Source organism: Nocardioides sp. (genome assembly GCF_036503465.1).
In the GTDB taxonomy this organism is placed as follows: Bacteria; Actinomycetota; Actinomycetes; order Propionibacteriales; family Nocardioidaceae; genus Nocardioides.
This window is the reverse complement of the sequence record NZ_DASXWU010000089.1, coordinates 74395-99400: the sequence shown is the minus strand read 5'-3', so window position 1 is coordinate 99400 and position 25006 is coordinate 74395. Positions and strand designations below refer to the sequence as shown.

Below are 25006 nucleotides of genomic sequence, written 5' to 3'. Positions count from 1 at the left end.
ACGCGTGCAGGATCTCGACGGTGTCGTCGTCCGAGTCGTCGTCCCGGACGACCAGCTCGTCGGGCAGCCGCGTCTGCGCGGCCAGGCTGGCGAGCATCTCGGGTAGGAAAGGGGCCCCGTTGTACGTCGCCATCGCCACCGAGATCAACGGTCGCCCCGTGAGCACGGACCGCAGCGACGCCATGTCTCGAGCCTAGTCACCTGGTCGGCTCGTCGAACGATCAGTCGGGGATGCGGTTGCCCTGCTCGTCCCAGTGGGCCGCGACCTTCTTGCTCGGCTGCACCCTTGGCGGCTCGCCGGGCATCTTGGGGTAGTCGGGCGGGTAGTTCAGCTCGACCGAGCCCTGCTCCTCGAACAACCGCAGCAGCGGCTCCAGCGAGTAGTGCTCGTCGTCGATGCTCTGCCACGGGTCGCCGTCGGACAGGCGGTCGGGCACCGTGAAGAGGTTGTAGTCCCGCGGGTCGGTGACGTCCTTCAGCTCGTCCCAGGTCATCGGGGTCGACACGGGGGCGCCCGGGACCGGCCGCAAGGAGTACGCCGAGGCGATCGTGCGGTCGCGGTTGTTCTGGTTGAAGTCGACGAAGATGCGCTCGCCGCGCTCCTCCTTCCACCACGCGGTGGTGACTCCGTCATCGCGCTTCTCGAGCTCGCGGCCGAAGCCGATCGCGGCGTGGCGGACGTCGACGAACTCCCACCGCGGCTCGATCCGCACGTAGACGTGGACGCCGCGGTTGCCGCTGGTCTTGGGATACCCCTTCAGGCCGAGCTCCTCGAGCAGCTCCTTCGCGACCAGCGCCACCCGCACGGCGTCCGCGAACGTCGTACCGGGCTGAGGGTCGAGGTCGATGCGGAGCTCGTCGGGGCGGTCGACGTCGGCGCGGCGTACCGGCCAGGGGTGGAAGGTGAGGGTACCCATGTGCGCGCACCAGACGGGGACCGCGATCTCGGTCGGGCAGATCTCGTCGGCGGTCCGGCCGGACGGGAACGTGACCTGGATCGACTCGAGGTAGCCGGGAGCGCCCTTGGGGACGCGCTTCTGGTAGAAGGCGTCGGCGTCCTTGTCGGTCGTGCTCGTGGCCAGCCGCATGCCGAGACGCACGCCGGCCGTCCACCGCTCCAGCGCGGTCGGCCGGTCGCGGAGCGCCCGCATCAGACCGTCGTCCACGCGTGCGAAGAACTGCGCCACCATCAGCTTGGTGACCTCGGGCGTGCGGTCGGTCTTCTCGTAGATCACCCGGTCGGGGCTGCTGACCCGCACCGCCCGCTCGCCGTCCGGCCCCGGGACGACGACCTCCGCGGCGGGTGTCTTCGGCATGCGGGCCAGGCTAGCCGCACGCTTCTGCCGGGTCGGCGTTGTCGGCCCGCCCGTTTCCGCCGGGTCGGCGCTCGCGTGGCGTCACCGTTTCGTCAGGTGAGGTCGGTGTCGGGGCTGGTGTCGGCGACTACGGTGGAGGCATGGGCTACCAGGTGGAGAAGAGCGACGAGCAGTGGCGCGAGGAGCTGTCGCCCGAGGAGTACGTCGTGCTGCGCGAGGCCGGCACGGAGCGGCCGTTCGTCGGGGAGTACACCGACACCGACACCAAGGGCGTCTACTCGTGCAAGGCCTGCGGGGCGAAGCTGTTCGAGTCCGACACGAAGTTCCACTCCGGCTGCGGCTGGCCGAGCTTCTACCAGCCGATCACCGACACCGTGGAGTACCTCGAGGACACCTCGCACGGGATGAAGCGGGTCGAGGTGCGCTGCTCCAACTGCGGCTCGCACCTCGGCCACGTCTTCCCCGACGGATACGGCACCCCCACCGGCGACCGGTACTGCATCAACTCCGTCAGCCTCACCCTCGAACCCGCCGACTCCGAGGTGTCACAGCAGTAACACGGGGAGGGGCATCTCCACACTTGTTGCGGCAGATCTCGGCCAACCAGCGCAGAATTCCCCGCTCAGGCGGGGAATTCTGCGGCCCTCACGGCAGGCGGGCCAGCAGGTCGGCGACGGAGGTCCGGGCGCCGGTGTAGAAGGGGATCTCGACGCGCACGTGGCGTCGGGTCTCGGAGCCGCGCAGGTGGCGCATCAGGTCCACGATCCGCGACAGGTCGTCGGCCTCGAAGGCCAGGATCCACTCGTAGTCGCCGAGCGCGAAGCTCGAGACCGTGTTGGCCCGCACGTCGGGGTACTCCCGCGCCATCTGCCCGTGCTCGGAAAGAAGGCGCCGGCGCTCGGCGTCCTCGAGCAGGTACCACTCGTAGGACCGCACGAACGGGTAGACGCACACGTGTCCGCGCGCCTCCTCCTCGGCGAGGAACGACGGGAGGTGGCTCTTGTTGAACTCCGCCGGACGGTGCAGGGCCATCTGCGACCAGACCGGCTCGAGCCTCCGGCCGAACGCGGTGCGCCGCAGCCGGTTGTACGCCGACTGGAGCTGCTCGCTGCTCGCGGCGTGCCACCAGACCATGACGTCCGCGTCCGCCTTGATGCCGGACACGTCGTAGGTCCCCCGCACGACGACGTCGTCGGCCGCGAGCTTCTCGAACAGCTCGGACACCTCGGCCGCCTCGGTGGCCCGGTCCGCGTCGCCGAGCGGCGATGCGAGACGGAAGACGGACCACATCGTGTAGCGGACGACCTCGTTCAGCTCGCGTGTGCGAGCGGCGTTCGTCTGCGGGTTCGATGACTCGGTGGGGCTCGCTGCCATGCCCTCATTCTGCCGCGAGCAGGAAATCGGCCGCCCGCCGGGCCGAGCCGATCACCGCCGGGATCCCGACGCCGTCGTACGCCGCCCCGCACAACGCGAGACCCGGGACATCGTCCACGGCGGCACGGATGCGGGCGACCCGGTCGAGGTGGCCGACGGCGTACTGAGGCAGCGCGCCGCCCCACCGCTGCACGTGCGCGTCCACGGGCCGGATCTCCTGGCCGGTCGCCAGGGCGAGGTCGCCGACCACCCTCGCCACCAGCTCGTCGTCCGGCGCCTGCAACGACGCCTCCTCGCGATGGCGCCCGATCGAGGCGCGCAGGATGCGCAGGTCGGAGGCTGCGCCGACCCACGCCCACTTGGAGAACGAGTACGTCGCTGCCTTGATCCGCCGGCCGTCGACAGCCGGGACCAGGAAACCCGACGAGCCGCCGACGTCCAGGTCGGGCAGGGCGAGGGTCACGATGGCCATGGACGCGTACTCCACGGCGGCGAGCTCCCGCGCCGCGCCGGGCACGACGTCCGCGAGCAGCCGGGCGGAGGGTGCGGCCGGCGCCGCCAGCACAACGCGTCCGGTCTCGACCGTCTCCGCGGTGCGGGTGGAGCCGACGGTCAGCCGGAAGCCGGACGGAGTCCGGGCCAGCTCCCGCACCGGCGTCGACGTCCGCACGTCGAGCCCGGCCGCGAGGAGTCGCGGCAGCAGACCGAGCCCGCCCACGATCCCGGCGAACACCGGCTCGTCCGACGCCGGTGGCACGGTGGCGCCCGCGGCCAGCAACGACCCGTGCTCGCGCAGCAGCGAGACGACCTGCGGGACGGCGGCGCGGGCGGAGAGGTTGGAGGCGTGGCCGGCGTACACCCCGCCGAGCAACGGCTCGGCCAGCCGGTCGACGACCTCGGGACCGAGACGCGACCCGATCAGCTCGGCGACGGAGACGTCCTCCTCGCCGAGCGGCGCGACGCTCTCGTGCGTCGCGCGATCCAGGCCCTCGGCCGAGAGCACCCCCGACGCCGCGAGCCCGGTCAGGTCGAGGGGCACACCGAGCAGCGTGCGCGGCAGCGGCCGCAGCGCGTCGCGTGTCCACAGCTGCGACGACTGCGAGGCGGGATGCACCACGTCGACCCCCAGCTCCGCCGCGAGACCGACCGCCTCGGGGCGGCGCGCGAGCATCGACTCCGCCCCGACGTCCACCTCGACGCCTCCCACCGGCGCCAGCCGGAGCTTGCCGCCGATCTCTGGTGACCCCTCGAGCACGAGCACGGACAGGCCGGCCGCGATCAGGTCGCGTGCGGCGGTCAGGCCGGCGACACCACCACCGACCACCACCACGTCGGGTCCGGGGTCAGCCACGCGGACACTCTCCCATCGCTTCCGGGGACCCCGGGCGCCGCCCGGCCCCTATCCTGTGCCGGTGCCCAGCACGCCGTTCCTCGTGCCTCCGCTGCTGCTCGTCGCGATCCTCGTGCTGAGCGCCGCGGCGAAGCTGCGCGACCACGGCGACACGGCGTCGGTCTTCACCAAGCTGCAGCTCCCGAGGTTCCTGAACACGATCAACGCCCCTCGGCTCCTGCCGTACGGCGAGCTGGTCGTGGCGGCGCTGCTCCTGCTGCTCCCCGGTGGCTGGTACGTCGTGGCGGCCTCGCTCACGCTGGTCCTGTTCGCCCTCTACCTGGTCGTCGTGGTCCGCGCCCTGCACTTCGGGTACCCGGTCCGCTGCGGCTGCTTCGGTCGGCTCGGCCTCGGCTGGATCACCCGGCAGACCGCGGTCCGGAACGCCGTGCTCGTGCTGCTGGCGCTGGTGGCCTGGCTCGACTCGTGGCGGGGCGACGGCGTGGTCGAGCGGCTCCAGGACCTGGGCGACGACGGCTGGTGGCTGGCCGCGGTGCTGGTCACCGTCGTGACCACCGGGTTCGTGGTGCGAGAGAGCAAGCTCCCGGCGCCCCACCAGCCCCAGCGGGTCGACGACGATGACGACCGTTACCTCGCGCGACCGATCCCCTACGGCCTGCTGGACGGTCCCGACGGTCCCGACTCGCTCTGGAAGCTGAGCGACGCCGCGGCGCGACTGCTGGTGTTCTGGGACCCCGCTCGGGACTCGGCGCCGGTGATCGCCGAGCGACTGCCGGTCTGGCAGGAGCAGCTGCACCCGGTGCGTGTGCACCTGGTCTCGCTGAGCGAGTGGTCTCAGGTCCGCACCCTGTGGCCGGAGCTCGCCGACGACCTCCTCGGCGACCCCGACGACGAGACCCGGGTGCGTCTGCAGGTGTTCACGCGGCCCGGCGCGGTGCTCCTCGGCACCGACCGGCTGCTGGCCGGCGGTCCCGCCGAGGGCCTCGAGGACATCGAGGAGCTGGTCGCAGCCGCCGCCGAGGAGCTCCAGGCCGCCGCCGCGACCGGCGAGGCTGCTGCTCAGTAGCCCTGCACGAACTCCGTCAGCCGCTTCAGCTGGTCGGGATCGGTCGCCGGCAGCACGCCGTGGCCGAGGTTGAACACGTGTCCCTTCGCCGCCCGGCCGGCCTCGATGATCTCCGCGGCGCGGGCGGTCATCACCTCGGTCGGCGCGAACACCAGCGTGGGGTCGAGGTTGCCCTGCACGGCGCGGTCGCCGACGACCGGGATCGCGGAGGCGAGCGGCGTACGCCAGTCGACTCCGACCACGTCCGCCCCGGCCTCGGCCATCAGCCCGAGCAGGCTGCCCGTACCGACGCCGAAGTGGATGCGCGGCACGCCCAGGTCGCCGACGGCGGCGAGCACCGCAGCCGAGTGCGGCATCACCGAGCGGCGGTAGTCGTCGGTGGTGAGCGCGCCGGCCCACGAGTCGAACAGCTGCACCGCCGAGGCGCCCGCCTCGACCTGCACCCGGAGGTACGCCGCGGCGATGCCGGCGATCTTGCGCAGCAGCGCGTCCCACACGTCCGGCGCGCCGAACATCATCGCCTTGGTCAGCGCGTGGTCCTTCGAGGGACCGCCCTCGACGAGGTAGGACGCGACCGTGAACGGCGCGCCGGCGAAGCCGATCAGCGGTGTGGGGCCGAGCTCGCCGACGAGCGACCTGATCGCGGCCGACGTGAACGGCACGTGCTCCGGCGTCAGGTCGGGGATCGCCGCGACGTCCTCGAGCGCGCGCACCGGCCGGGCGACGACCGGTCCGACCCCGGGCACGATGTCGAGGTCGACGCCGACGGCTTTGAGCGGCAGCACGATGTCGGCGTAGAAGATCGCCGCGTCCACGCCGTACCGCCGCACCGGCTGCAGCGTGATCTCGGTGACCAGGTCGGGGTTCATGCACGACTCGAGCATCCCGACGCCCTCGCGAACCTTCAGGTACTCCGGCAGCGAGCGGCCCGCCTGGCGCATGTACCAGACCGGCGTGTGGGCGACCGGCTCCCCCCGGATCGCGCGCAGGAAGGCGCTGTCGCGCAGGTCGGCCATGGGCAGATGTTCGCAAACCCGGGCCCGCCCGGACGAATCGATGGACCTAGCCGACCTCGCCCACACCCGAAGGTCACCAACGCGCGGGAAATCCGGCGGGATCGGCGGCATCACTGCTGAGGCTCGTGCGCGCACGCAGACCTCCACCTTCTGCGGCGCCGCGCGCGCACGAGACCCAGTGCCGCCGACCTCGCCCACACCCCAGTCACCAACGCGCGCGGGAAATCCGGCGGGATCGGCGGCATCTCTGCTGAGGCTCGTGCGCGCACGCAGACCTCCACCTTCTGCGGCGCCGCGCGCGCACGAGACTCAGTGCTGCCGATCCCGCCCAAATTGACACGGCGTGTTCGCACCTCGACCACCTGGCCCGGTTTTACTGTGACCACATGGTCGTGGGTAGCGAGGCACGCCCGGGTTCGGGTGCGCCGCCGGACCCTCCGGAGTTCCGGGAGGCGGTGCGCGCCATGGGTGAGGCGCGCCTGCGGCCCGAGGTGCTCGCCGAGCCGATGCCCGCGCCGCAGCGGATCGCGCCGTACGCCGCGGCGCTCAGCGCCGACGTCACCGTCGACGGCCACGACGTCAGCACCGGACGGATCATCCTGCTGCACGACCCCGCCGGGAACGACTCCTGGGACGGCACCTTCCGGTGCGTGGCCTACGCACGCGCCGAGATCGACCTCGAGATGATCACCGACCCGGCGCTCGCCGACGTCGGCTGGTCGTGGCTCACCGAGGCCCTCACCTCGCACGGCGCGTCGTACGCCTCGGCATCGGGAACGGTCACCCGGGTGGCGACCGACAGCTTCGGGGCGATGTCCGAGGACTCCGGCAGCGCGCAGATCGAGATCCGCGCATCCTGGACGCCGCAGCTCGTGGACGATCACCTCGACATCACCGGGCACGTCGAGGCGTGGGGAGAACTACTGTGTACGGCGGCAGGCCTGCCGCCGGTCCCCGAGGGCGTGACCGCCATGCCCAACCGCCGTGGGCCCAGCCGTCGTGGCCGGCGTGGAGCCGGTCACTGACGAGCGACTCATGACACCAGACTCGGACGACGCACCACCCGACCCCACCACCGACGCGACCCCGGACTCTCCGACCACCGCAGATCCGAAGGAGGCCGCGCCGGCGCCGCGCGCACCGCTGCTGGAGCTCCGCGAGGGGCTGCCACCGCTGACCGACACCCAGCCGGCGCTGGTGGAGGCGTGTCATGCCCTGGCCGCCGCCGACGGTCCGGTGGCGATCGACGCCGAGCGCGCCTCCGGCTACCGGTACTCCTCCCGCGCCTACCTCATCCAGCTCCGTCGCGAGGGCGCCGGGACATTCCTGATCGACCCGATCGGCTTCGACACACTTGCGCCGCTGCAGGAGGCGCTGGCGGGCACCGAGTGGATCCTGCATGCCGCCACCCAGGACCTGCCCTGCCTGAGCGAGGTCGGACTGGCCCCCGCGGCCCTGTTCGACACCGAGCTGGCCGGCCGGCTCCTCGGCTACCCCCGCGTCGGGCTGGCCACGTTGGTCGAGACGCTGCTGGGCGAGCGGATGAAGAAGGAGCACTCCGCGGCCGACTGGTCGACCAGGCCGCTGCCGACGCCGTGGCTGGAGTACGCCGCGCTCGACGTCGAGGTGCTGATCGAGCTGCGTGAGGTGCTCACCCGCGAGCTGCGCGAGGCCGGCAAGGACGACTGGGCCCGTCAGGAGTTCGAGGCCCTGCGCGGCTTCACACCCGTCGTCCGTAGCGAGCCGTGGCGGCGTACCTCCGGGTTGCACCGGGTGCGCGGCCGGCGGCTGCTGGCGGCGGTCCGCGAGCTCTGGGAGGTCCGGGACGAGCTGGCGCAGGCCCGCGACGTCTCTCCCGGCCGGATCATCGGTGACAACGCGATCGTGGCGGCCGCCCTCGCCGAGCCGACGACGCGCGCCGAGCTGCTGGCGACCAAGGGCTTCCATGGCCGTGGAGCACAGCGGTACGCCGACCGATGGCTCGCCGCCCTCATGCGTGCCCGCGACCTGCCCGAGGACCAGCTCCCGGTACGCGCGCCACGCACCGACGGTCCCCCGGCCCCGCGGGCCTGGGCCGAGCGCGACCCGGTGGCCGCCGGGCGGCTGGTGCTCGCCCGCGAGGGGATGGCGAAGCTCTCCGAGGAGCACCAGGTGCCCGCGGAGAACCTGCTCTCCCCGGACACCGTCCGGCGCGTGATGTGGGAGCCCGCGGGCAGCGATGAGGCGGCCGTGGCCGGTCAGCTCCGCGCCCTCGGCGCCCGGGAGTGGCAGGTCACCCTGACCGCGGCGATGCTCGCCGGCGCGATCACGGGCGCGAAGCCCGCCGCCACCGAGTGACCGACCCCTCTGGCCCCGGGTTCAGCCGGTCGGGCTGGCGCTCGGACCGAGCCTCGGGCCGAGGATGCGGTACGACGCGCGGTCGATCCGGCGCGCGAGCCGCGGGACATCCCCGGGTGAGCCGTCGAGCAGCTTCTGCAGCAGCGGGTCCACCGCCAGGTCGAGCTCGTCGGATCCGCTGACCGCGGGGGGGTAGACCATGCTCTTGACGCTGAACGTGAAGGCGGCCGAGTGCCGGGGCTGCAGCTCGGGCTGCTGGAACGCGTCGGAGAGGGCGACGGACTGGTTGGCCGGCTGCAGGTAGCCGCCGTAGGACACCAGCGCGAGCGCGCCCGGTGAGCTGGCGTAGACCAGGAAGTCGGCCGCGGTGGCGACATCGCTCGCCGTCCGGGAGAGGCACAACCCGGTCAGGTTGCCGACCGTCGCCGACGTGCTGAGGCTGGGCATCGGCATCACGTCGAAGCGGAGACCGTCGGCGGCCCGTAGATCCGGCACCATCCGCCTCGAGCCCTCGATCATCGCCACCCTGCCGCGCATGAACCACTCCAGGGCCGAGTGCTTCTGGAGCTGCTCCGGGGTCAGCCCGGCGCCCGGTGCGCGCAGGGCGCGCAACGTCTGCGTCAGCGTCTGCACGTTGGTGTCGTCGGAGAGTGCCAGCGAGGTCGGTTGGCCCGCGTTGTCGAAGAGGTTGCCGCCGCCGGAGTAGATGAACGGAGCCACTCCGGCGAGGTCCGCGTCGAGGTGAGCACCGGCCACGCCGGGATCGTGGGTCACGGCCCAGCGGACGGCCGCCGCGAACTGGTCGAGCGACCAGCCCTGACCCGGCTTCGGCGGGTCGTTCCTGATCCGGCCGAGCTTGACCAGCTGCTTGTTGTAGAAGATCACCGCCGGCTGCACGCCGTACGGCAGGCACTCGAGCCGGTTGTCGGAGCCGAACGCCGTGAGGCTGCTGCGCGGGTACTCGTCACCGAAGTCGAACCCCCGGTCGTCGAGCAGCTGGTCCACCGGCTGCACCAGCTGGTGCTGCACCAGGTAGTCCAGGTGGCGCCGGTTGGCCAGGAACACGTCCGGCACCTTCTGGCCGTGCTGGAAGGCGTCGAGCATCGCCGCGTCGTTGGGCCACGACTCGACCTTCACCGTGACAGTGCGCGAGAGGGGCGCGTAGGTCTCGGCCATGGTCCGGTACTGCTCGATCTCGCCGGCCGAGCCGATCACGCCGAAGGTGAGGGTCTCCGGTGGCAGCCGGGGCGGCGCCGAGGACGTCGGGGAGGACGGGGCCGTCGCGGTGCTCGTTGTGCTCGTCGGGCTCGACGGGCTCGTCGATGCGCCGGAGTCCGAGGAGGCCGAGGAGGCGCAGCCGGCGAGGAGTGCGGTGCTCAGCAGGGCCGTGCTCAGGAGGGCGGCGGCCAGGGCCCGGGCGGTGGTCCTCTTTCCACCCCGCCCAGATCTCAGCCGCACGGCCGAAACCCTAACGGCTGCCAGACGAGTGAAGTGCGCCGGACCGGGAGCGCCTCACGGCGCGTGGCCGCTCGAAGCGGCTGATGTTGGGACCCGGGGCTGCCGCGGCCCGGCACACTCCGCCCATTGTAACGAGACGGGGTGATCCGACATTCCGAACTCCACAGCCACACGTGGGAATCCCGGATAGTACGGATCAAACGACCGCCCGGAGCGCCTCCGCGAGCGGCAGCGTGATCCGTACTATCGAGCTCCTGGGCGGCGGGAGGTCATCGCCAAGGGCTACGGCAGGCGGCCGGCGAGCTCGAGGCGGGCGGCGCGGTCGAGCTGGTCGGCGACCGACTGGATGCGGGCGGCGGCGAGGGTGTCGCTGTCGGGGAGCTCGGCACGGCCGGTGGCGACCACGCGGGCGAACGCCGCCGCTCTCAGCAGTACGTCGGCGAAGTCGCCGGCGGCGATACCGCGCAGCACCTGGTCGACCATGTCGCGCAGCTCGTCCGGCCCCGGCGGGTCGGCCACGCCGGAGACGACGCTGTCCACGGCGGCCCGCGCGCGGCCGGCCTCGAACTCCCGCGCCACGCCCAGCGGGTCGGCGTACACCCACGAGCGCAGCAGGTAGAGCCGCCACAGGCAGCCGGCGATCGTGTCCGCGGGACGTCCGGCCCAGGCCTCCGCGATCGTCTCGATCCCCTCGGTGTCGGCGAGGTGGAGGACGCGGTCGGCGATCTCGCCGTCGTCGGAGTCGTGGGCGCCACGCACGAGGAGGTACGCCGCGCGGTCGGCCGCCTCGGCGACGCGCAGCGGGTCGGCCCGACCGGACTCGATGCCCTCGAAGAACCGGTCGCCCGGCGTGAGCGGGCGATGGTACGGGCGTTCGGTCACGGTCCCACGGTAGCGACCGGAGACGCCCCACGAGTCAGGACGCGAGCAGCTTTCGGATGCGTTGGTCGCTGACGGGACCGTCCGTGCCGAGCTGCTGGGCGAACAGTGAGACGCGGTACTCCTCGAGCATCCACCTCACCCGCCGCAGCGTCTCGCCCGGCGGCCGCCCCCGCTGGAGCGCGGCCACCTGGTGGAGGTACGCCTCGTCCAGGGGCCGCACCTGGTCCATCAGCTGCCGGTCGCGGGCGACCTGTTCATCCAGCCGCTCGCGCCGGTGGCGGATCGCCAGCAGGTACGTCGGGAACCGGCGCAGCCGGTCGGCCCCGGCCTCGCCGAGGACTCCCCGGTGCACCAGGCGGGCGAGCTGCTCGCGCATGTCCTGCAGCGCGGGCAGGGTGACCAGCTCGGCGCGGCCGCTGAGGACGCGGTCGGTGTCGCGCCAGTCGGCGAGGACGCGGAGCACGTCGAGCACCACGTGGTCGGAGCGCTCGGCCAGCGCGTCGCGGCCGGCCGCGACCAGCGTGGCGTACGCCTCGGGAGTACGGGCGGGTGGGTGCGCGTCGACGACGTCGGTCAGGATCGCGGCGCGCACGTCGTCGAGCAGGTCGCTCACGGAGGGGTACGGCGAGCCGGCCAGGCCGAGGCGCTGGGCGGTGTCGAGCCGCTCGACGGGGTCGGTCGCGAACGGCAGGGCCAGCAGCAGGAGCCGTCGTACGCCGTGCCGGTGACGCGCCGCGGCCTCCTCGGCGGAGCCGAACACCCCGAGCCCCGCCGTGGTGCCTTCGTCGAGCACGGCCGGGTAGGCCAGCACCTCGTGCCCCGCGCGCCGCTGCAGGATCTCGGCCGGCAGCTCGCCGAAGGTCCAGTCCGTCTGGCCGCTCGCGCCGTACCCGCTGTCGCCGGCGACCGCGGCCAGTGCCTCGTCGAACTGCTCCTCCAGCGGCGCCTTGAGTGCGTCCAGGTCCTTGCCGCGGGCCTGCTCGGAGCCCTCGTCGTCGAGGACCCGGTAGGTCGGCTGGAGGTGTGCCGGCACCTTGGACCAGTCCCAGGCGTCGCGCGGGATGACGACTCCGGCCGTGGACCGAGCCCAGCGCTCGAGGGCGTCGAGGAGCGGCTCCTCCCCCGGGGGTGTGGATGCGAGGAACTCGCGCGCCTTGTCGGGCGCGGGGACGAAGGAGACCCGCAGGTTCTTGGGAAGGCTCCGGATCAGGCTGGTGACCAGCTCCTGCCTGACGCCGGGGACGTTCCACGAGAAGTCGTCGGCCGCGACCCGGTTGAGCGTGGCGACCGGCACGTCGATCGTGAGCCCGTCGTCGGCCGCGCCCGGCTCGAAGTGGTAGCTGATCGGGAACGTCAGGTTCTCGCCCTGCTGCCAGGTCTCGGGGTAGTCCGTCTCGCGCACCTGGTCGGCGGTGTCGTGCGTGAGCATCTCCGGGTCGAAGGTGAGCAGGTCGGGCCGCCGTCGCCGCTCCTGCTTCCACCAGGTGTCGAAGTGCACCCCGCTGACCACGTCGGCGCCCACCCGCGTGTCGTAGAAGTCGAACAGCGTGTGCTCGTCGACCACGATGTCGCGTCGTCGCGCGCGGTGCTCGAGCTCCTCGGCCTCCTCGAGCAGCCGCTGGTTCTCCGCGAGGAAGCGGTGCCGGCTGTCCCACTCTCCGTACACGAGCGCGTGCCGGATGAACAGCTCCCGGCTGACCTCGCGGTTGACCCTGCCGAACTGCACCAGCCGGTCGGTGGCCAGCGGCACGCCGTACAAGGTGACGCGCTCGTAGGCCATCACCGCCGCACGCTTCTTCGACCAGTGCGGCTCGCTGTAGGTGCGCTTGACCAGGTGGTCGCCGATCCGCTCGGCCCACTCCGGTCTGATCGCGGCGTTCTGCCGCGCCCAGAGGCGGCCGGTCTCGACGAGCTCGCCGGCCATCAGGTACGCCGGGTTCTTCCCCCGCAGCCCGCTCCCGGGGAAGATCGCGAACCGCGTGCCGCGCGCCCCGAGGTACTCCCGCGGGCCGCGTGGACCGCGCCGTCGATCGCCGGTCGAGCTCGTCGGGACCCGCTCCTCCAGCACGCCGATGTGGGAGAGCAGCCCGGACAGCAGCGCCTGGTGGATGCCGTCGGCGTCGTACGGCGCGCCCTCACCGGACGTCATCCGGTCGGAGCCTTCTACGGCTCCCTCGGTATGACGTCCCGGGCGGCCGAGGTCGATCTCGAGCTCCTTGCAGACCTGGCGGAGCTGGGACTCGAAGTCCTGCCACTCGCGGACCCGGAGGTAGTTGAGGTACTCACGCCTGCACATGCGACGGAAGGCGCTGCTGGAGAGCTCGCGCTGCCGGCCGCGCAGGTGTCGCCACAGGTTGAGCCAGGTCAGGAAGTCGGACGTCGGGTCCTTGAACCGGGCGTGGAGCTGGTCGGCCTGCGCCTGCTCCTCCAACGGCCGCTCTCGCGGGTCCTGCAACGACAGCGCCGCGGCGATGACCAGGATCTCGCGCACGCAGCCCAGGCGCTCGGCCTCGAGGATCATCCGGCCGAGACGGGGGTCGATCGGGAGGCGGGCGAGGCGACGCCCGGTCCGGGTCAGACGGCCCTCGGCCGTGAGGGCTCCGAGCTCCTCCAGCAGCTGCACGCCCGAGGTCACCTGGCGGCGGTCGGGTGGCTCGACGAACGGGAACCGGGCGATGTCGCCGAGTCCGAGCGACGACATCTGCAGGATCACCGAGGCGAGGTTGGTGCGCAGGATCTCGGGGTCGTTGAACTCCGCACGGCTCTCGAAGTCCTCCTCGGAGTACAGCCGGATCGCGACCCCCGCCTCGACGCGGCCGCACCGACCGGAGCGCTGGTCGGCCGAGGCCTGGCTGATCGCCTCGATCGGGAGGCGCTGGACCTTGGTCTTCATCGAGTACCGCGAGATCCGAGCGACGCCGGTGTCGACGACGTACCGGATGCCCGGGACGGTCAGCGACGTCTCGGCGACGTTCGTGGCGAGGACGACGCGGCGCGTGGTCTGCGGGTGCGAGGAGAACACCCGGTGCTGCTCGGCGGCAGACAGCCGGGAGAAGAGTGGGACGACCTCGAGGCCGCGCCCGGGGTCGAACTTCGCGTCGGCCAGGGCGTCGGCGGTGTCGCGGATCTCGCGCTCGCCGGGCAGGAACACCAGGACGTCGCCGGGACCCTCGTGCGCCAGCTCGCGTACGGCGTCCACGATCGCCTCGGTCTGGTCGCGGACGACGACCTCGCCTTCCTCGTCCGTGTCGTGTCCCACCGAGCTCGTCACCACGAGGGGCCGGTACCGGATCTCGACCGGGTAGGTGCGCCCCGAGACCTCGATGATCGGCGCGGGCCGTCCTCGCGCATCGGAGAAGTGCCGGGCGAACCGCTCGGGATCGATGGTCGCCGAGGTGATGATCAGCTTCAGGTCCGGACGGCGGGGCAGCAGCTGCTTCAGGTAGCCGAGCAGGAAGTCGATGTTGAGGCTCCGCTCGTGGGCCTCGTCGAGGATGATCGTGTCGTAGCGGCGCAGCTGCCGGTCGCGCTGGAGCTCGGCGAGCAGGATGCCGTCGGTCATCACCTTGACCCGGGTCTCGCGCGAGGTGCGGTCGGTGAAGCGCACCTGGTAGCCGACCTCGGTGCCGAGCTCGGTCCCCAGCTCCGAGGCGAGCCGCTCCGCGACCGAGCGGGCCGCGATCCGGCGGGGCTGGGTGTGCCCGATCAGCCCGCCCCGGCCGCCGGCGCCTCGGCCCCGGCCGCGACGCAGCGCCAGGCAGATCTTCGGCAGCTGCGTGGTCTTCCCGGATCCGGTCTCGCCCGCGACGACCACCACCTGGTGGTCCCGGATCGCCGCCGCGATGTCGTCGCGCCGACCGCTGATCGGCAGCTCGGCCGGGAAGGAGATGTCCACAACGCCCGAGATTCTCCCCCACGCCCGGGAACCCGCCGCAAACGAGATTCGCGCGGGGGACCGGGCCGGTCGCTCGGGTGCGTCGCTTGTATACCGGGAGGAGCGACGAGGTGCCACAGTGCCCTCATGAGCACCAGGAAACGTCCGGACCTCGCGGTCAACCCGCTGTTCACCCGGCCCGGCGAGGCGACCATGCTGGACCGCTACGCCATCCCGGCCGGCGAGATGCTGCCGGAGACGGCGTACCAGATCATCCACGACGAGGTGATGCTCGACGGCAACGCGCGCCTCAACCTCGCGACCTTCGTCGGCACCTACATGGACGACGCGGCCACCCGGCTGTATGTCGAGACCGTCGACAAGAACATGATCGACAAGGACGAGTACCCGCGCACCGCCGAGATCGAGGACCGCTGCTGGAAGATGCTCGCCCGGCTGTGGAACGCCGAGCACCCGACACGCACGATCGGCACCTCGGCGATCGGCTCCTCCGAGGCCTGCATGCTCGGCGGGCTCGCGCTCAAGCGGCGCTGGCAGCACGCGCGACGTGCGGCCGGCAAGCCGACGGACTCCCCCAACCTGGTGATGAGCTCGGCGGTGCAGGTGGTGTGGGAGAAGTTCTGCACCTACTGGGACGTCGAGCCGCGCTACGTGCCGATCACCGAGGACCACCAGGTGCTCGACGGGCACGACCTCGAGCGGTACGTCGACGAGAACACCATCGGTGTGGTGGCCGTCCTCGGCGTCACCTACACGGGCATGTACGAGCCCGTGGCCGCCGTCGCCGCCGCCCTCGACGAGATCCAGAAGGCGTCCGGGCACGACGTACCGATCCACGTCGACGGCGCGTCGGGCGCCATGGTCGCGCCGTTCCTGCAGCCCGACCTGGTCTGGGACTTCCGGCTGGAGCGGGTCGCCTCGATCTCGACCAGCGGCCACAAGTACGGCCTGGTCTACCCGGGCATCGGCTGGGTGGTGTGGCGCGACCGCGACGCGCTGCCAGACGACCTGGTCTTCTCGGTCAGCTACCTGGGCGGCGACATGCCGACGCTGGCGCTGAACTTCTCGCGTCCGGGTGCGCAGGTGCTGCTGCAGTACTACAACTTCCTCCGGCTCGGGATGGACGGCTACCGACGCGTCCAGCAGGCGTGCCAGGACGTCGCGCGCCATCTCGCCGACGGGATCGCGGAGCTGGACGCGTTCGACCTGTGGAGCGACGGCTCGGACATCCCGGTCTTCGCCTGGCGGCAGCGGGCCGGGCACAGCGAGCACTGGGACCTCTACCACCTCCAGGACCGGCTGCGGACCAAGGGCTGGCTGGTGCCGGCGTACCCGATGCCGGACGACCTGTCCGACGTGACGGTGCAGCGGATCGTGGTGCGCAACGGGCTCAGCCACGACCTGGCCGAGGAGCTGCTGGACGACATCCGCGAGCAGGTCGCCTTCCTGGACGACCTCGACGGCCCGATGCCGCGAGAGCGGCGACGGTCGGCGTTCCACCACTGAGAGTGCCTGGCACGACACCGGTGGTCAGGTTCTGGTCAGGCACACGACACCGCGGACCCACCGCCCTCACAGGTTCGGCACAGGAAAGTCCCGCATCGTCGAGGGCATGACCCCCCTCCAGCGCAGCCGACGCCTGCAGGCAGGCCTGGCCGGGCTCGGCATCGTCGGCGCCCTCGGCGCCTCCATCGGCATCGGCGCCGCGACCCACACCGCGTCCGGGACGCCCGCGCCGAGCTCCGGTTCGGCGTCCTCAGGATCGCGCCATCACACGACCGACCGGTCCGGTTCCTCCGAGGACTCGCGGGGCGGATCGGACGACTCAGGGTCGTCCTCGAGTGGTACAACGCACCAGCAGGCTCGCAGCAGCACCCCGAAGGTCAGCCAACCGGCCCCCACCCCGCCGCAGGCGACGACGAGCGGGTCGTGACGTGGAGTCGACGTACCGATTCGACCTGTGGAGCACGAGCGCGTCGGTCTCGGTGACCGAGCCGCCGGCGCTCGCATCCGTCGTGGAGATCGTCCGGGACGGGCTCCACGAGGTCGAGCGCGCCTGCTCGCGCTTCCGTGATGACTCAGAGCTCGCCCGCCTGCGCCCCGGCAGCCAACGGCTCTCGCCGATGCTCGCGGACCTGGTCCGGAACGCCTTGGACGCCGCTGAGGCCAGTGGTGGGCTGGTCGACCCGACCGTCGGCGGCGTCGTGCAGGCTCTCGGCTACGACCGCAGCATCGAGCTGGTCCGGGCGGAGGGAGCGCCGGTGCGGGTCGTCCCTGACGTCCCCGGCTGGCGCCGGGTCCATCTGTACGGCGACCGGCTCGAGCTGCCACGCGCCGTACACCTGGACCTCGGCGCGACCGCCAAGGCGCGGGCCGCGGACCTGACGGCCCGGCGCGCCGCCCGGACGGTGGGGGTCGGCGTCCTCGTGGAGCTCGGCGGTGACCTGGCGACCGCCGGCCCGGCACCGGCCGGCGGCTGGCAGGTGCTGGTGCAGGACACGGAGGAGGACCCCGCGTGCCAGGTGTCGCTCGCCGGAGGTCACGCGCTGGCGACCTCGTCCACCGTCCGGCGCTCCTGGCGGCGCGGGGGCACGCGCGTGCACCACATCGTCGACCCGCGCACGGCTGCGCCGGCGGAGCCGGTGTGGCGCAGCGCCACCGTCGCCGCGGGCACCTGCGTCGAAGCCAACACCGCGTCGACGGCCGCGGTGGTCCTGGGGCGCGACGCCGCGGGCTGGCTGGCCGACCGTGGGTTCACCGCCCGACTCGTGGACGCGCGGCACCGCATCGTCCGGGTGGGCGACTGGCCGGCGGAGGCGGCCGCATGAGCTCCGCGACGATGGACTCGGCTCTCTGGGCGCTCGGGCGCGGGACCGGGGTCGTCGCCCTGGTCATGTTCACCCTGTCGCTCGTCCTCGGCGTCGTGTCCCGCTCCGGACGTCCGCTGCCAGGACTGCACCGCTTCGGTACCAGCGACCTGCATCGCACCGCGGCGCTCACCGGCACCGGGCTCGTGGCGGTCCACCTCGCGAGTCTGCTCTTCGACCCCTTCGCCCAGTTGCGCGTCGTGGACTTCGTGGTGCCCTTCCTCGCGTCGTACCGACCGCTCTGGCTCGGCCTGGGAACCCTCGCCGTCGACACTCTCGCTGTCATCACCGTGGTCTCGCTGCTACGACATCGGCTGGGTCCGCGCGTGTTCCGCGTCGTGCACTGGGCAACGTACGTCCTGTGGCCCGTCGTCCTGCTCCACGCCCTCGAGAGCGGAACCGACGCCGGGACGACCTGGTTCCGAGCGCTCGCGGCGGTATGCGCCACCGCCGTGGTCGTGGCCGTCGGATGGCGGCTCACCCCGTCGTACGCCGAGCGCGGCTGGTCCCGCCACCCGCGGAGAGCGGCATGAGCACGATGACCGACACCACGCGGCGACTGCTGGACGGAACGGGCGCCGACCACGACGCGCACGTCGCGCTCCACGGCGACCTCCCCCGGATCTCCTTGGAGACGGTGCTCGCCGAGATCCGTCGCAGCGGGCTCACCGGCCGCGGCGGGGCGGGCTTCCCGACGGCGGTGAAGGTCCGGGCGGTGGCGGCCTCCCGGCGTCGACCCGTCCTGGTCGGAAACGCGATCGAGGGTGAGCCGCTCAGCCACAAGGATGCCGTGCTCCTGGCCCGCAGCCCACACCTGGTGCTCGACGGGCTGGAGCTGCTCGGCCGGGCGATGCGCGCCCGACGAGTCGTGCTCGCGGTCACCCGTGACCAGGACGCGACGACGGTCGCGGCCGCATGTCTGACACGACGTATCGAGCTGGCCGAGCTCGAGGGCGGCTTCGTCGCCGGTCAGGAGACAGCTCTGGTCAATCAGCTCGACGGTGGCGAGGCGCTGCCACGTGACCCGTTCACGCGGGTCAGCGATTCGGGGGTGGACGGCCGCCCGACGTTGGTGCTGAACGCAGAGACCCTGGCGCAGGTCGGACTGGTGGCCCGGCACGGTGCCACCTGGTTCCGGTCGACCGGCGCCGACGACGACCCCGGGACCTCACTGTTCACGATCGGTGGTGCCGTTCTCCGGGCCGGAGTGGTCGAGGCCGCCCGGGGGTCCCGGCTGGAGGAGGTCCTCGCGCCGGCCCAGCCGAGGGACGCCACTGCGGTGCTGGTCGGTGGCTTCCACGGCGCCTGGGTGCCGGCCACCGAGCTCGGCGTCCGGCTCACCGCCCGCGATCTCGCGCCCTTCCGCGCGTCGGTCGGCGCCGGCGTCCTGCACGTCCTCGACGACCGGACCTGCCCCCTGGTGTTCGCCGCCGACGTCGCCGACTACCTCGCCGGGGAGTCGGCACGGCAGTGCGGCCCGTGCCTGAACGGCCTGCCGCGGATGGCCACAGATCTCGGGCGACTCGCAGCAGGGGCGCGTGACGCCACCCTGCCCGGCGACATCCTGCGGATGTCCCGACTGGTCAACGGGCGTGGTGCGTGCGGCCACCCCGACGGGAGTGCGCGCTTCGTCGCGTCGACGCTCGACGTCTTCCGCGGCCACGTCGCGGCCCATGTCGAGGGCTGGTGCCCGTCCGCACAGCGCAGGATTGCCTCGTGACGACGCGTCTGCACATCGACTGGACCCGATGCGACGGCCACGGCAGCTGCGCGGAGCTCCTGCCCGAACTGCTGGCGGTCGACGAGTTCGGCTTCCCGCTGGTGCGGTTCGCCGATCGGGACCCCGCCGTACCGCGTCGCGACGAGCACGCTGCCCGTCACGCCGTGCGGAACTGCCCGGTGATGGCCCTGCGGATGTTCGACGACGCAGGGTGATCGTCGCCAGTGGAGCCCCGTCGAGGATCCTGAGGTCGGTCAGCGGCCCCCCTGTCCCGGACCGGGGTGCGGGCGGTCGGGAAGCGCGTTCGGCCCGTTCTGGAACGGGCCGCCCTGGAAGTACCCGAAGCCCGGGCCGCGGACCAGTCGGTCCTGGCCGTCGCCCGAGGCCCGTCCGAGGATGAAGCCGCTCAGGCCGCCGATGATCAGGCAGGCGAGCGCCACCGCGACCACCCCGCGCATGCCCATCACCTGGTCGGCGAACCGGGGCCGCTGCTGGGCGGGGTACGCCGGGTAGCCGGGAGGCAGGGGCATCGCGTACGCCGGCTGCCCGCCCAGCTGCGGTGGCGCGGCGTACGCGGGCGGCTTCTCGGTGGCCGGAGGAGGCACCGGCGCATCCGGGTCGATCGGGCGGGTCTCGTCGTCGCTCATGCAGGGCAGTGTGTGCGCGGTTGCTGTGCCCGGGCTGTGGCGCAGGTCAGAGGTGGTGATGACTCGGGGACAGCAACCTCACAGGAAACGCACAGGCACGACTCGCAGACTGGGCGCATGGAGCTCACCCGCCCCGACGGCTCGCCCCTGCGCGTGCTGGTCGTCGACGACGAGGTCAACATCGCCGAGCTGATCGGCATGGCGCTCCGCTACGAGGGGTTCGACGTCTCGATGGCGCACACCGGGGCGAAGGCGGTGTCGTCGGCGAGGTCGTTCGGGCCGGACGCCGTCGTGCTCGACATGATGCTGCCGGACCTCGACGGGCTCGAGGTGCTGCGCCGGATGCGGGCCACCGATCCCGACGTCCCGGTCGTCTTCCTGACCGCGCGCGACGCCGTCGAGGACCGGATCGCCGGACTGACCGCCGGTGGCGACGACTACGTCACCAAGCCCTTCTCGCTCGAGGAGCTGGTCGCCCGGCTGCGGGGGCTGATGCGGCGTACCGGTGCGCGACGCGCCGAGTCGGGCTCGGTGCTCACCGTCGGCGATCTCGAGCTCGACGAGGACAGTCACGAGGTACGCCGCGCGGGCGTCGAGATCATGCTGACCGCGACCGAGTTCGAGCTGCTCCGCTTCCTGATGCGCAACCCGAAGCGGGTCCTGTCCAAGGCCCAGATCCTCGACCGCGTCTGGAACTACGACTTCGGTGGCCAGGCGAACGTCGTCGAGCTCTACGTCTCCTACCTGCGCAAGAAGATCGACGCCGGTCGCGAGCCGATGATCCACACCATGCGCGGCGCCGGGTATGTGCTGAAGCCGGCCTGATGAGAAACGTCTTCGCCTCCCTCACCTCGCGACTGGTCGTTACGGCCGTCGCGCTGGTGGCGGTGGTCGTGCTGCTCATCGGCGCCGCGGCGACGCTGGCTCTCCACTCCTATCTCTCCCACCGTCTCGACGACGACGTCGCATCCTCCCTCGGCCGGTACCGGCCCGGAGCTCGCACGCTCGGTCCTCCGGATGCGGACGACCGGCAGTTCAACGTCATCCGGGAGGGCTCGGTGACCGCGGCGGCCACCAGCAACGGCAGCCTCGGCGAGGTCATGACGGACTACCGCGACCGAGCACTGACCACGGAGCAGGTGGCGGCGCTGACCAGCGTTCCGGCCGACGGGGCGGCCCACGACGTGGCGGTGCCCGGGCTCGGTGAGTACCGGGTCGCCGCGGCCCGCGGCCAGTACTCGCTGGCGGGCGGCCCGGCCGGACCGGGAGTCGTGGCCGTCGGGCTCCCGACGTCGACGGTGGACGGCCCGATCTCGCAGCTGATCGCGTGGGAGGTCGCGTTCGGGCTGCTCGGCGTGGCGGCGGCCGCTGGCGCCGGCACGTACGTCGTACGCCGTCAGCTGCGGCCGCTGCGGGAGGTCGCGTCGACCGCGCACACCGTGGCGCGACTGCCCCTGGCCGAGGAGATCGCGATCGCGCCGCGCGTGCCCGAGCACCTGACCGACGAACGGACCGAGGTCGGGCAGGTGGGATCGGCGCTGAACAGCCTGCTGGTGCACGTCGAGCGCTCGCTGGTGGAGCGGCACCGGAGCGAGCAGCAGGTGCGGCAGTTCGTGGCGGACGCGTCGCACGAGCTGCGGACGCCGCTGACCACGATCGCGGGATACACCGAGCTGGCACGGCGGCGTCCCGACGAGAGCGGCGCCGTGACCACGGCCCTGGCGAAGGTCGAGGAGGAGTCCGCGCGGATGACCTCGATCGTCGAGGACCTGCTTCTGCTGGCCCGGCTCGACGCCGGCCGGCCGCTCGCGCGGGACACCGTCGACCTGTCGCGACTGCTGGTCGAGGCTGTGTCGGACGCGCGGGTCGTCGCGCCCGACCATGCGTGGCGGCTGGACCTGCCCGAGGAGTCGCTGGAGGTCACCGGGGACGCCGACCGGCTGCACCAGGTGGTCACCAACCTGCTCACCAACGCCCGCAAGCACACGCCGGCCGGCACGACGGTGACCGTGACCGGGACGCACACGGGCACCGACTACGCCTTCTCGGTGCACGACGACGGCCCGGGCTTCCCCGGGGACCTGGCCGGCACGGCGTTCGAGCGGTTCGTCCGCGGGGACGCCTCGCGAACGCGAACCGGCGACACCACTGTTGACGGTGCCGCTGCGCCCGAGGGCGGCGCCGGGCTCGGCCTCTCCCTCGTCGAGGCGATCGTGACCGCCCACGGCGGGTCGGTCAGCCTCGACTCCCGCCCCGGCTCCACGACGATCACGGTCTCCCTGCCCGGATAGTCCCTGACATAACGGCCCCACCCACGCGGCCCGGAGGGGCCGTCTTGTCAGGGAGTACCCCTTCACAGACACCCCACAGTCGGGCGACGGGGGCCTGCCAGTGCACCTCGGCACGGTGGGGCCATGACCTCGGAGACCTCCCCCGCCGGCCCGTCGTACGCCGCCCGCGAAGGCGCCCCACCCACAGACCGTCCCCGGCCGACACGGCCGTTCACGCGCCGGGGACACCAAGCACAGCCCGAGATGAACGAAGGGCGGATCCGTCGGCTCCACGTGCCGGCCGATCGCACGGCACTCGCCGTCCTGCTCGTGGCGACCGCACTGCTCTACCTCTGGGGCCTCGGCGCGTCGGGCTGGGCCAACTCGTTCTACGCCGCCGCCGCGCAGGCCGGCTCGGCGTCGTGGAAGGCGTTCCTCTTCGGCTCCTCGGACGCCGCGAACAGCATCACGGTCGACAAGACGCCGCTGGCGATCTGGCCGATGGCGCTGTCGGTGCGGGTCTTCGGGCTGTCGTCGTGGAGCATCCTGGTGCCGCAGGCGCTCGAGGGTGTCGGGGCCGTCTGGCTGCTGCACGCGACGGTCCGGCGAACGACGGGCTCCCCGGTCGCCGCCCTGGTCGCGGGCACGACGATGGCGCTGACCCCCGTGGCGGTGCTGATGTTCCGCTTCGACAACCCCGACGCGATGCTCGCGCTGCTGCTGATCGGGTCGGCGTACGCGACCCTGCGTTCGCTCGAGGTCTCGACACGCTCGACCACCGGGAAAGCCGTCCGCTGGCTCGTGCTCGCCGGCGTCCTCCTCGGGCTCGCGTTCCTGGCGAAGATGCTCCAGGCGTTCCTGGTGCTCCCCGCGCTGGTCGTGGTGTACGCCGTCTTCGCCGCCGTGCCGTGGCGCAGGCGGATCCTGCACCTGTTGGCCGCCGCCGGGGGCCTGGTCGTCGCCGCCGGCTGGTGGCTCGCGGTCGTGATGCTCTGGCCTGCCGCCTCGCGCCCGTACGTCGGCGGCTCGCGGCACGACTCGATCCTCGAGCTGACGCTGGGCTACAACGGCCTCGGCCGGCTCGACGGCTCGGAGACCGGGTCGGTCGGGGGCAATCCGTTCGGCGGCGGTCAGTGGGGGACCACCGGCCTGCTCCGGATGTTCGGCAGCGAGGTCGGAACCCAGGTCGCCTGGCTGCTGCCGGCCGCGCTGGTGCTCGGTGTCGCCGCTCTGGTCCTCGCCCGCGGGCGACGGCTCCTCCGCGCCGGGCTGACCCTGTGGCTGGGCTGGCTGGTGGTGACCGCGCTGACCTTCAGCCTGATGGCCGGGATCTTCCACCCGTACTACACGGTCGCCCTCACTCCGGCGATCGGCGCACTGGTCGGAACCGGCTCGGTCGTGCTCTGGCGACACCGACGGTCACTCGCGGCCTCCGCCGTGCTCGGCTTCACGATGGCGATGACCACCGCGCTCGCGTTCGAGCTCCTCGCCCGCGACGGGTCGTGGCACCCGTGGCTGAAGTACGTCGTGGCCACGGTCGGCTTCGCGGCCGCGCTGATGGTCGTCGGCGCGCGGCACCTGCCCCGGGGGGTGGCCGGCACGGTCGCGGTGGTCGCACTGCTGGCGGCGCTGGCCGGCCCGGCGGCGTACTCCCTGGCGACGGCGGCGACCCCGCACAGCGGCTCGATCCCGAGCGCCGGTCCGGCCGGCGGCACCGGGTTCGGCCCCGGTGGGCAGGCTCCTCCGGGCGGGACGGCCGGCGGAGCGAGCACGGGCGGGCTCCTCGACGGCAGCACCTCGACCTCGGCGATCACCGCGCTGCTCGTGCAGGACGCGTCGTCCTACACCTGGGTCGCCGCCACGGTCGGCTCCAACAGTGCCTCGGGGTACCAGCTCGCGACCCAGCGAGCGGTGATGGCGATCGGTGGTTTCAACGGCAGCGACCCGAGCCCCACCCTCGCGGAGTTCAAGGCCTGGGTGTCCGCCGGGCGGATCCACTGGTTCATCGCCGACGGCACGGGTGCGGGAGCGGGACGCGGCGGTCAGGTCGGACCAGGTGGGAGCACGGCCACCGAGATCACGCAGTGGGTCGAGTCCACGTTCAGCGCGAAGACCGTCGACGGGGTCACCCTCTACGACCTCTCTCCACCGCCCTGACCGAATGGTCCCGTCAGGTCGACCAGGGCGGGCAGGGAGCCGGTGAGCATCTCCAGCAGGTCCTTGCGGGTGACCCCGGCGGGGTCGGCGATCCAGGCCAGCACCAGCTCCTCGGCGTACGCCGCCCAGCCGCGGACGGCGAGTCGGGCTGCGGGCGTGTCCGACACGATCTCGCCCTGCGCGTCGGCGGTGAAGATCCGGTCGGTGAGGGCCGCCCGCGCGTCGTCGTACACCGCTCGCAGCGCGGCGTTCCCACCCGCAGCACCCCGCACCAGGGACAGATAGCCCTGGTGGTTCTCCACGACGTAGTCGAGGTACGCCGCCATCGAGGCCAGCAGCCGCTCGACCGGCTCACCCTCCGCAGGCGGCGCCGTCCGGGCCACCAGGTCGTCGGCGGCCCGCCGGCAGACGGCCTCGCGGAACTCCTGCTTGCCGCCGAAGTAGTGGTAGAGCAGCCCGCGCGAGACGCCCGCCTCCTCGGCCAGGTCGTCGATCGACAGCTCGTCGAGCGAACGCGTCGCCAGCAGCCGGACGCCGAGGACCAGCAGCTGCTCCCGTCGGCTCTCCGGGTCCAGCCGCACCCGCTCCCTCGTGCCCTGGCTCACGCCTCCACCTTATTGACACTCGTTCAACAACCGCAATACGGTCGA

Annotated in this window: 22 protein-coding genes; 12 read left to right on the top strand and 10 right to left on the bottom strand. The window is 72.4% G+C overall.

Annotated features, from left to right (window positions below; all coding sequences use genetic code 11):
• Window positions 1–184 (bottom strand): glycosyltransferase (locus VGK78_RS16480; RefSeq protein ID WP_331528808.1); only part of this gene is annotated, 184 nt, incomplete at its 3' end.
• Between the two features lie 37 nt (window positions 185–221).
• Complete coding sequence (locus VGK78_RS16475; protein WP_331528807.1) at window positions 222–1316, bottom strand: DNA polymerase domain-containing protein; 1095 nt, start codon at window positions 1314–1316, stop codon at window positions 222–224.
• Window positions 1317–1456: 140 nt separating this feature from the next.
• Here VGK78_RS16475 and msrB point away from each other — a divergent pair, with 140 nt between their 5' ends.
• A complete protein-coding gene (gene msrB, locus VGK78_RS16470; protein WP_331528806.1) occupies window positions 1457–1873 on the top strand; it encodes a peptide-methionine (R)-S-oxide reductase MsrB in 417 nt (138 codons plus the stop codon).
• Window positions 1874–1961: 88 nt separating this feature from the next.
• Here msrB and hemQ read toward each other — a convergent pair whose 3' ends face one another.
• A complete protein-coding gene (gene hemQ / locus VGK78_RS16465; RefSeq protein WP_331528805.1) occupies window positions 1962–2690 on the bottom strand; it encodes a hydrogen peroxide-dependent heme synthase in 729 nt (242 codons plus the stop codon).
• A gap of 4 nt (window positions 2691–2694) precedes the next feature.
• On the bottom strand, window positions 2695–4041 hold the full coding sequence (hemG, locus tag VGK78_RS16460; protein WP_331528804.1) for a protoporphyrinogen oxidase: 1347 nt from the start codon (window positions 4039–4041) through the stop codon (window positions 2695–2697).
• A gap of 61 nt (window positions 4042–4102) precedes the next feature.
• Between hemG and VGK78_RS16455 the strand changes: the two genes are divergently transcribed.
• On the top strand, window positions 4103–5107 hold the full coding sequence (locus VGK78_RS16455; RefSeq protein ID WP_331528803.1) for a MauE/DoxX family redox-associated membrane protein: 1005 nt from the start codon (window positions 4103–4105) through the stop codon (window positions 5105–5107).
• Here the strand turns inward: VGK78_RS16455 and hemE are convergent.
• Window positions 5101–6123, bottom strand: a complete 1023-nt coding sequence (gene hemE / locus VGK78_RS16450; protein ID WP_331528802.1) for a uroporphyrinogen decarboxylase — start codon at window positions 6121–6123, stop codon at window positions 5101–5103. The two genes, VGK78_RS16455 and hemE, sit on opposite strands and share 7 nt — an antisense overlap.
• 386 nt (window positions 6124–6509) lie before the next feature.
• On the opposite strand from hemE, the gene VGK78_RS16445 reads away from it, so the two are divergent.
• Together VGK78_RS16445 and VGK78_RS16440 are read left to right on the top strand one after the other, a co-directional pair.
• Window positions 6510–7148, top strand: coding sequence for a DUF3000 domain-containing protein (locus tag VGK78_RS16445; protein WP_331528801.1), 639 nt, complete (start codon window positions 6510–6512; stop codon window positions 7146–7148).
• Between the two features lie 10 nt (window positions 7149–7158).
• Window positions 7159–8460, top strand: coding sequence for a ribonuclease D (locus tag VGK78_RS16440; protein WP_331528800.1), 1302 nt, complete (start codon window positions 7159–7161; stop codon window positions 8458–8460).
• Window positions 8461–8481: 21 nt separating this feature from the next.
• Here the strand turns inward: VGK78_RS16440 and VGK78_RS16435 are convergent, their stop codons facing one another.
• From VGK78_RS16435 to hrpA, 3 genes are all read right to left on the bottom strand, one after another.
• Entirely contained in the window at window positions 8482–9918 is a 1437-nt protein-coding gene (locus VGK78_RS16435; protein WP_331528799.1) for an extracellular solute-binding protein, read from the bottom strand.
• Window positions 9919–10200: 282 nt separating this feature from the next.
• Complete coding sequence (locus tag VGK78_RS16430; protein WP_331528798.1) at window positions 10201–10800, bottom strand: hypothetical protein; 600 nt, start codon at window positions 10798–10800, stop codon at window positions 10201–10203.
• A 34-nt stretch (window positions 10801–10834) separates the two neighbouring features.
• A complete protein-coding gene (gene hrpA, locus VGK78_RS16425; protein WP_414690701.1) occupies window positions 10835–14695 on the bottom strand; it encodes an ATP-dependent RNA helicase HrpA in 3861 nt (1286 codons plus the stop codon).
• Between the two features lie 126 nt (window positions 14696–14821).
• Here hrpA and VGK78_RS16420 point away from each other — a divergent pair, with 126 nt between their 5' ends.
• The 5 genes from VGK78_RS16420 (at window position 14822) to VGK78_RS16400 (ending at window position 19497) form a co-directional block, all read left to right on the top strand.
• Entirely contained in the window at window positions 14822–16201 is a 1380-nt protein-coding gene (locus tag VGK78_RS16420) for a glutamate decarboxylase (RefSeq protein WP_331528796.1), read from the top strand.
• 428 nt (window positions 16202–16629) lie between these two features.
• A complete protein-coding gene (locus VGK78_RS16415) occupies window positions 16630–17523 on the top strand; it encodes an FAD:protein FMN transferase (protein ID WP_331528795.1) in 894 nt (297 codons plus the stop codon).
• Window positions 17520–18095 carry a ferric reductase-like transmembrane domain-containing protein gene (locus VGK78_RS16410; RefSeq protein WP_331528794.1) on the top strand — a complete coding sequence of 192 codons (576 nt, stop codon included), beginning with the start codon at window positions 17520–17522 and terminating at the stop codon, window positions 18093–18095. The genes VGK78_RS16415 and VGK78_RS16410 overlap by 4 nt, the downstream gene beginning before the upstream one ends.
• Window positions 18092–19282 (top strand): NADH-ubiquinone oxidoreductase-F iron-sulfur binding region domain-containing protein, encoded by a 1191-nt coding sequence (locus tag VGK78_RS16405; RefSeq protein WP_331528793.1) that lies wholly within the window; start codon window positions 18092–18094, stop codon window positions 19280–19282. Before VGK78_RS16410 ends, VGK78_RS16405 begins: the two co-directional genes overlap by 4 nt.
• Window positions 19279–19497 (top strand): ferredoxin, encoded by a 219-nt coding sequence (locus VGK78_RS16400; protein ID WP_331528792.1) that lies wholly within the window; start codon window positions 19279–19281, stop codon window positions 19495–19497. Before VGK78_RS16405 ends, VGK78_RS16400 begins: the two co-directional genes overlap by 4 nt.
• A gap of 39 nt (window positions 19498–19536) precedes the next feature.
• Here the strand turns inward: VGK78_RS16400 and VGK78_RS16395 are convergent, their stop codons facing one another.
• Entirely contained in the window at window positions 19537–19929 is a 393-nt protein-coding gene (locus tag VGK78_RS16395) for a hypothetical protein (protein ID WP_331528791.1), read from the bottom strand.
• A 117-nt stretch (window positions 19930–20046) separates the two neighbouring features.
• On the opposite strand from VGK78_RS16395, the gene VGK78_RS16390 reads away from it, so the two are divergent.
• The 3 genes from VGK78_RS16390 (at window position 20047) to VGK78_RS16380 (ending at window position 24356) form a co-directional block, all read left to right on the top strand.
• Window positions 20047–20754, top strand: coding sequence for a response regulator transcription factor (locus VGK78_RS16390; protein WP_331528790.1), 708 nt, complete (start codon window positions 20047–20049; stop codon window positions 20752–20754).
• Window positions 20754–22220 carry a sensor histidine kinase gene (locus tag VGK78_RS16385; RefSeq protein WP_331528789.1) on the top strand — a complete coding sequence of 489 codons (1467 nt, stop codon included), beginning with the start codon at window positions 20754–20756 and terminating at the stop codon, window positions 22218–22220. The genes VGK78_RS16390 and VGK78_RS16385 overlap by 1 nt, the downstream gene beginning before the upstream one ends.
• 123 nt (window positions 22221–22343) lie before the next feature.
• Window positions 22344–24356 carry a glycosyltransferase family 39 protein gene (locus VGK78_RS16380; RefSeq protein ID WP_331528788.1) on the top strand — a complete coding sequence of 671 codons (2013 nt, stop codon included), beginning with the start codon at window positions 22344–22346 and terminating at the stop codon, window positions 24354–24356.
• On the opposite strand, the gene VGK78_RS16375 is transcribed toward VGK78_RS16380, so the two are convergent.
• Entirely contained in the window at window positions 24332–24961 is a 630-nt protein-coding gene (locus tag VGK78_RS16375; RefSeq protein WP_331528787.1) for a TetR/AcrR family transcriptional regulator, read from the bottom strand. The genes VGK78_RS16380 and VGK78_RS16375 overlap by 25 nt on opposite strands.
• Window positions 24962–25006 lie beyond the last annotated feature (45 nt).

What these genes read in the sequence shown, in the direction of transcription:
- VGK78_RS16410 (WP_331528794.1), top strand. Translation starts at nt 17,520, where the DNA reads ATGAGCTCCGCGACGATGGACTCGGCTCTCTGGGCGCTCGGGCGCGGG.
- VGK78_RS16380 (WP_331528788.1), top strand. Translation starts at nt 22,344, where the DNA reads ATGACCTCGGAGACCTCCCCCGCCGGCCCGTCGTACGCCGCCCGCGAA.
- VGK78_RS16395 (WP_331528791.1), bottom strand. Translation starts at nt 19,929, where the DNA reads ATGAGCGACGACGAGACCCGCCCGATCGACCCGGATGCGCCGGTGCCT.
- hemE (WP_331528802.1), bottom strand. Translation starts at nt 6,123, where the DNA reads ATGGCCGACCTGCGCGACAGCGCCTTCCTGCGCGCGATCCGGGGGGAG.
- VGK78_RS16390 (WP_331528790.1), top strand. Translation starts at nt 20,047, where the DNA reads ATGGAGCTCACCCGCCCCGACGGCTCGCCCCTGCGCGTGCTGGTCGTC.
- VGK78_RS16440 (WP_331528800.1), top strand. Translation starts at nt 7,159, where the DNA reads ATGACACCAGACTCGGACGACGCACCACCCGACCCCACCACCGACGCG.
- VGK78_RS16420 (WP_331528796.1), top strand. Translation starts at nt 14,822, where the DNA reads ATGAGCACCAGGAAACGTCCGGACCTCGCGGTCAACCCGCTGTTCACC.
- msrB (WP_331528806.1), top strand. Translation starts at nt 1,457, where the DNA reads ATGGGCTACCAGGTGGAGAAGAGCGACGAGCAGTGGCGCGAGGAGCTG.
- hemQ (WP_331528805.1), bottom strand. Translation starts at nt 2,690, where the DNA reads ATGGCAGCGAGCCCCACCGAGTCATCGAACCCGCAGACGAACGCCGCT.
- VGK78_RS16475 (WP_331528807.1), bottom strand. Translation starts at nt 1,316, where the DNA reads ATGCCGAAGACACCCGCCGCGGAGGTCGTCGTCCCGGGGCCGGACGGC.
- VGK78_RS16445 (WP_331528801.1), top strand. Translation starts at nt 6,510, where the DNA reads ATGGTCGTGGGTAGCGAGGCACGCCCGGGTTCGGGTGCGCCGCCGGAC.
- VGK78_RS16385 (WP_331528789.1), top strand. Translation starts at nt 20,754, where the DNA reads ATGAGAAACGTCTTCGCCTCCCTCACCTCGCGACTGGTCGTTACGGCC.
- VGK78_RS16405 (WP_331528793.1), top strand. Translation starts at nt 18,092, where the DNA reads ATGAGCACGATGACCGACACCACGCGGCGACTGCTGGACGGAACGGGC.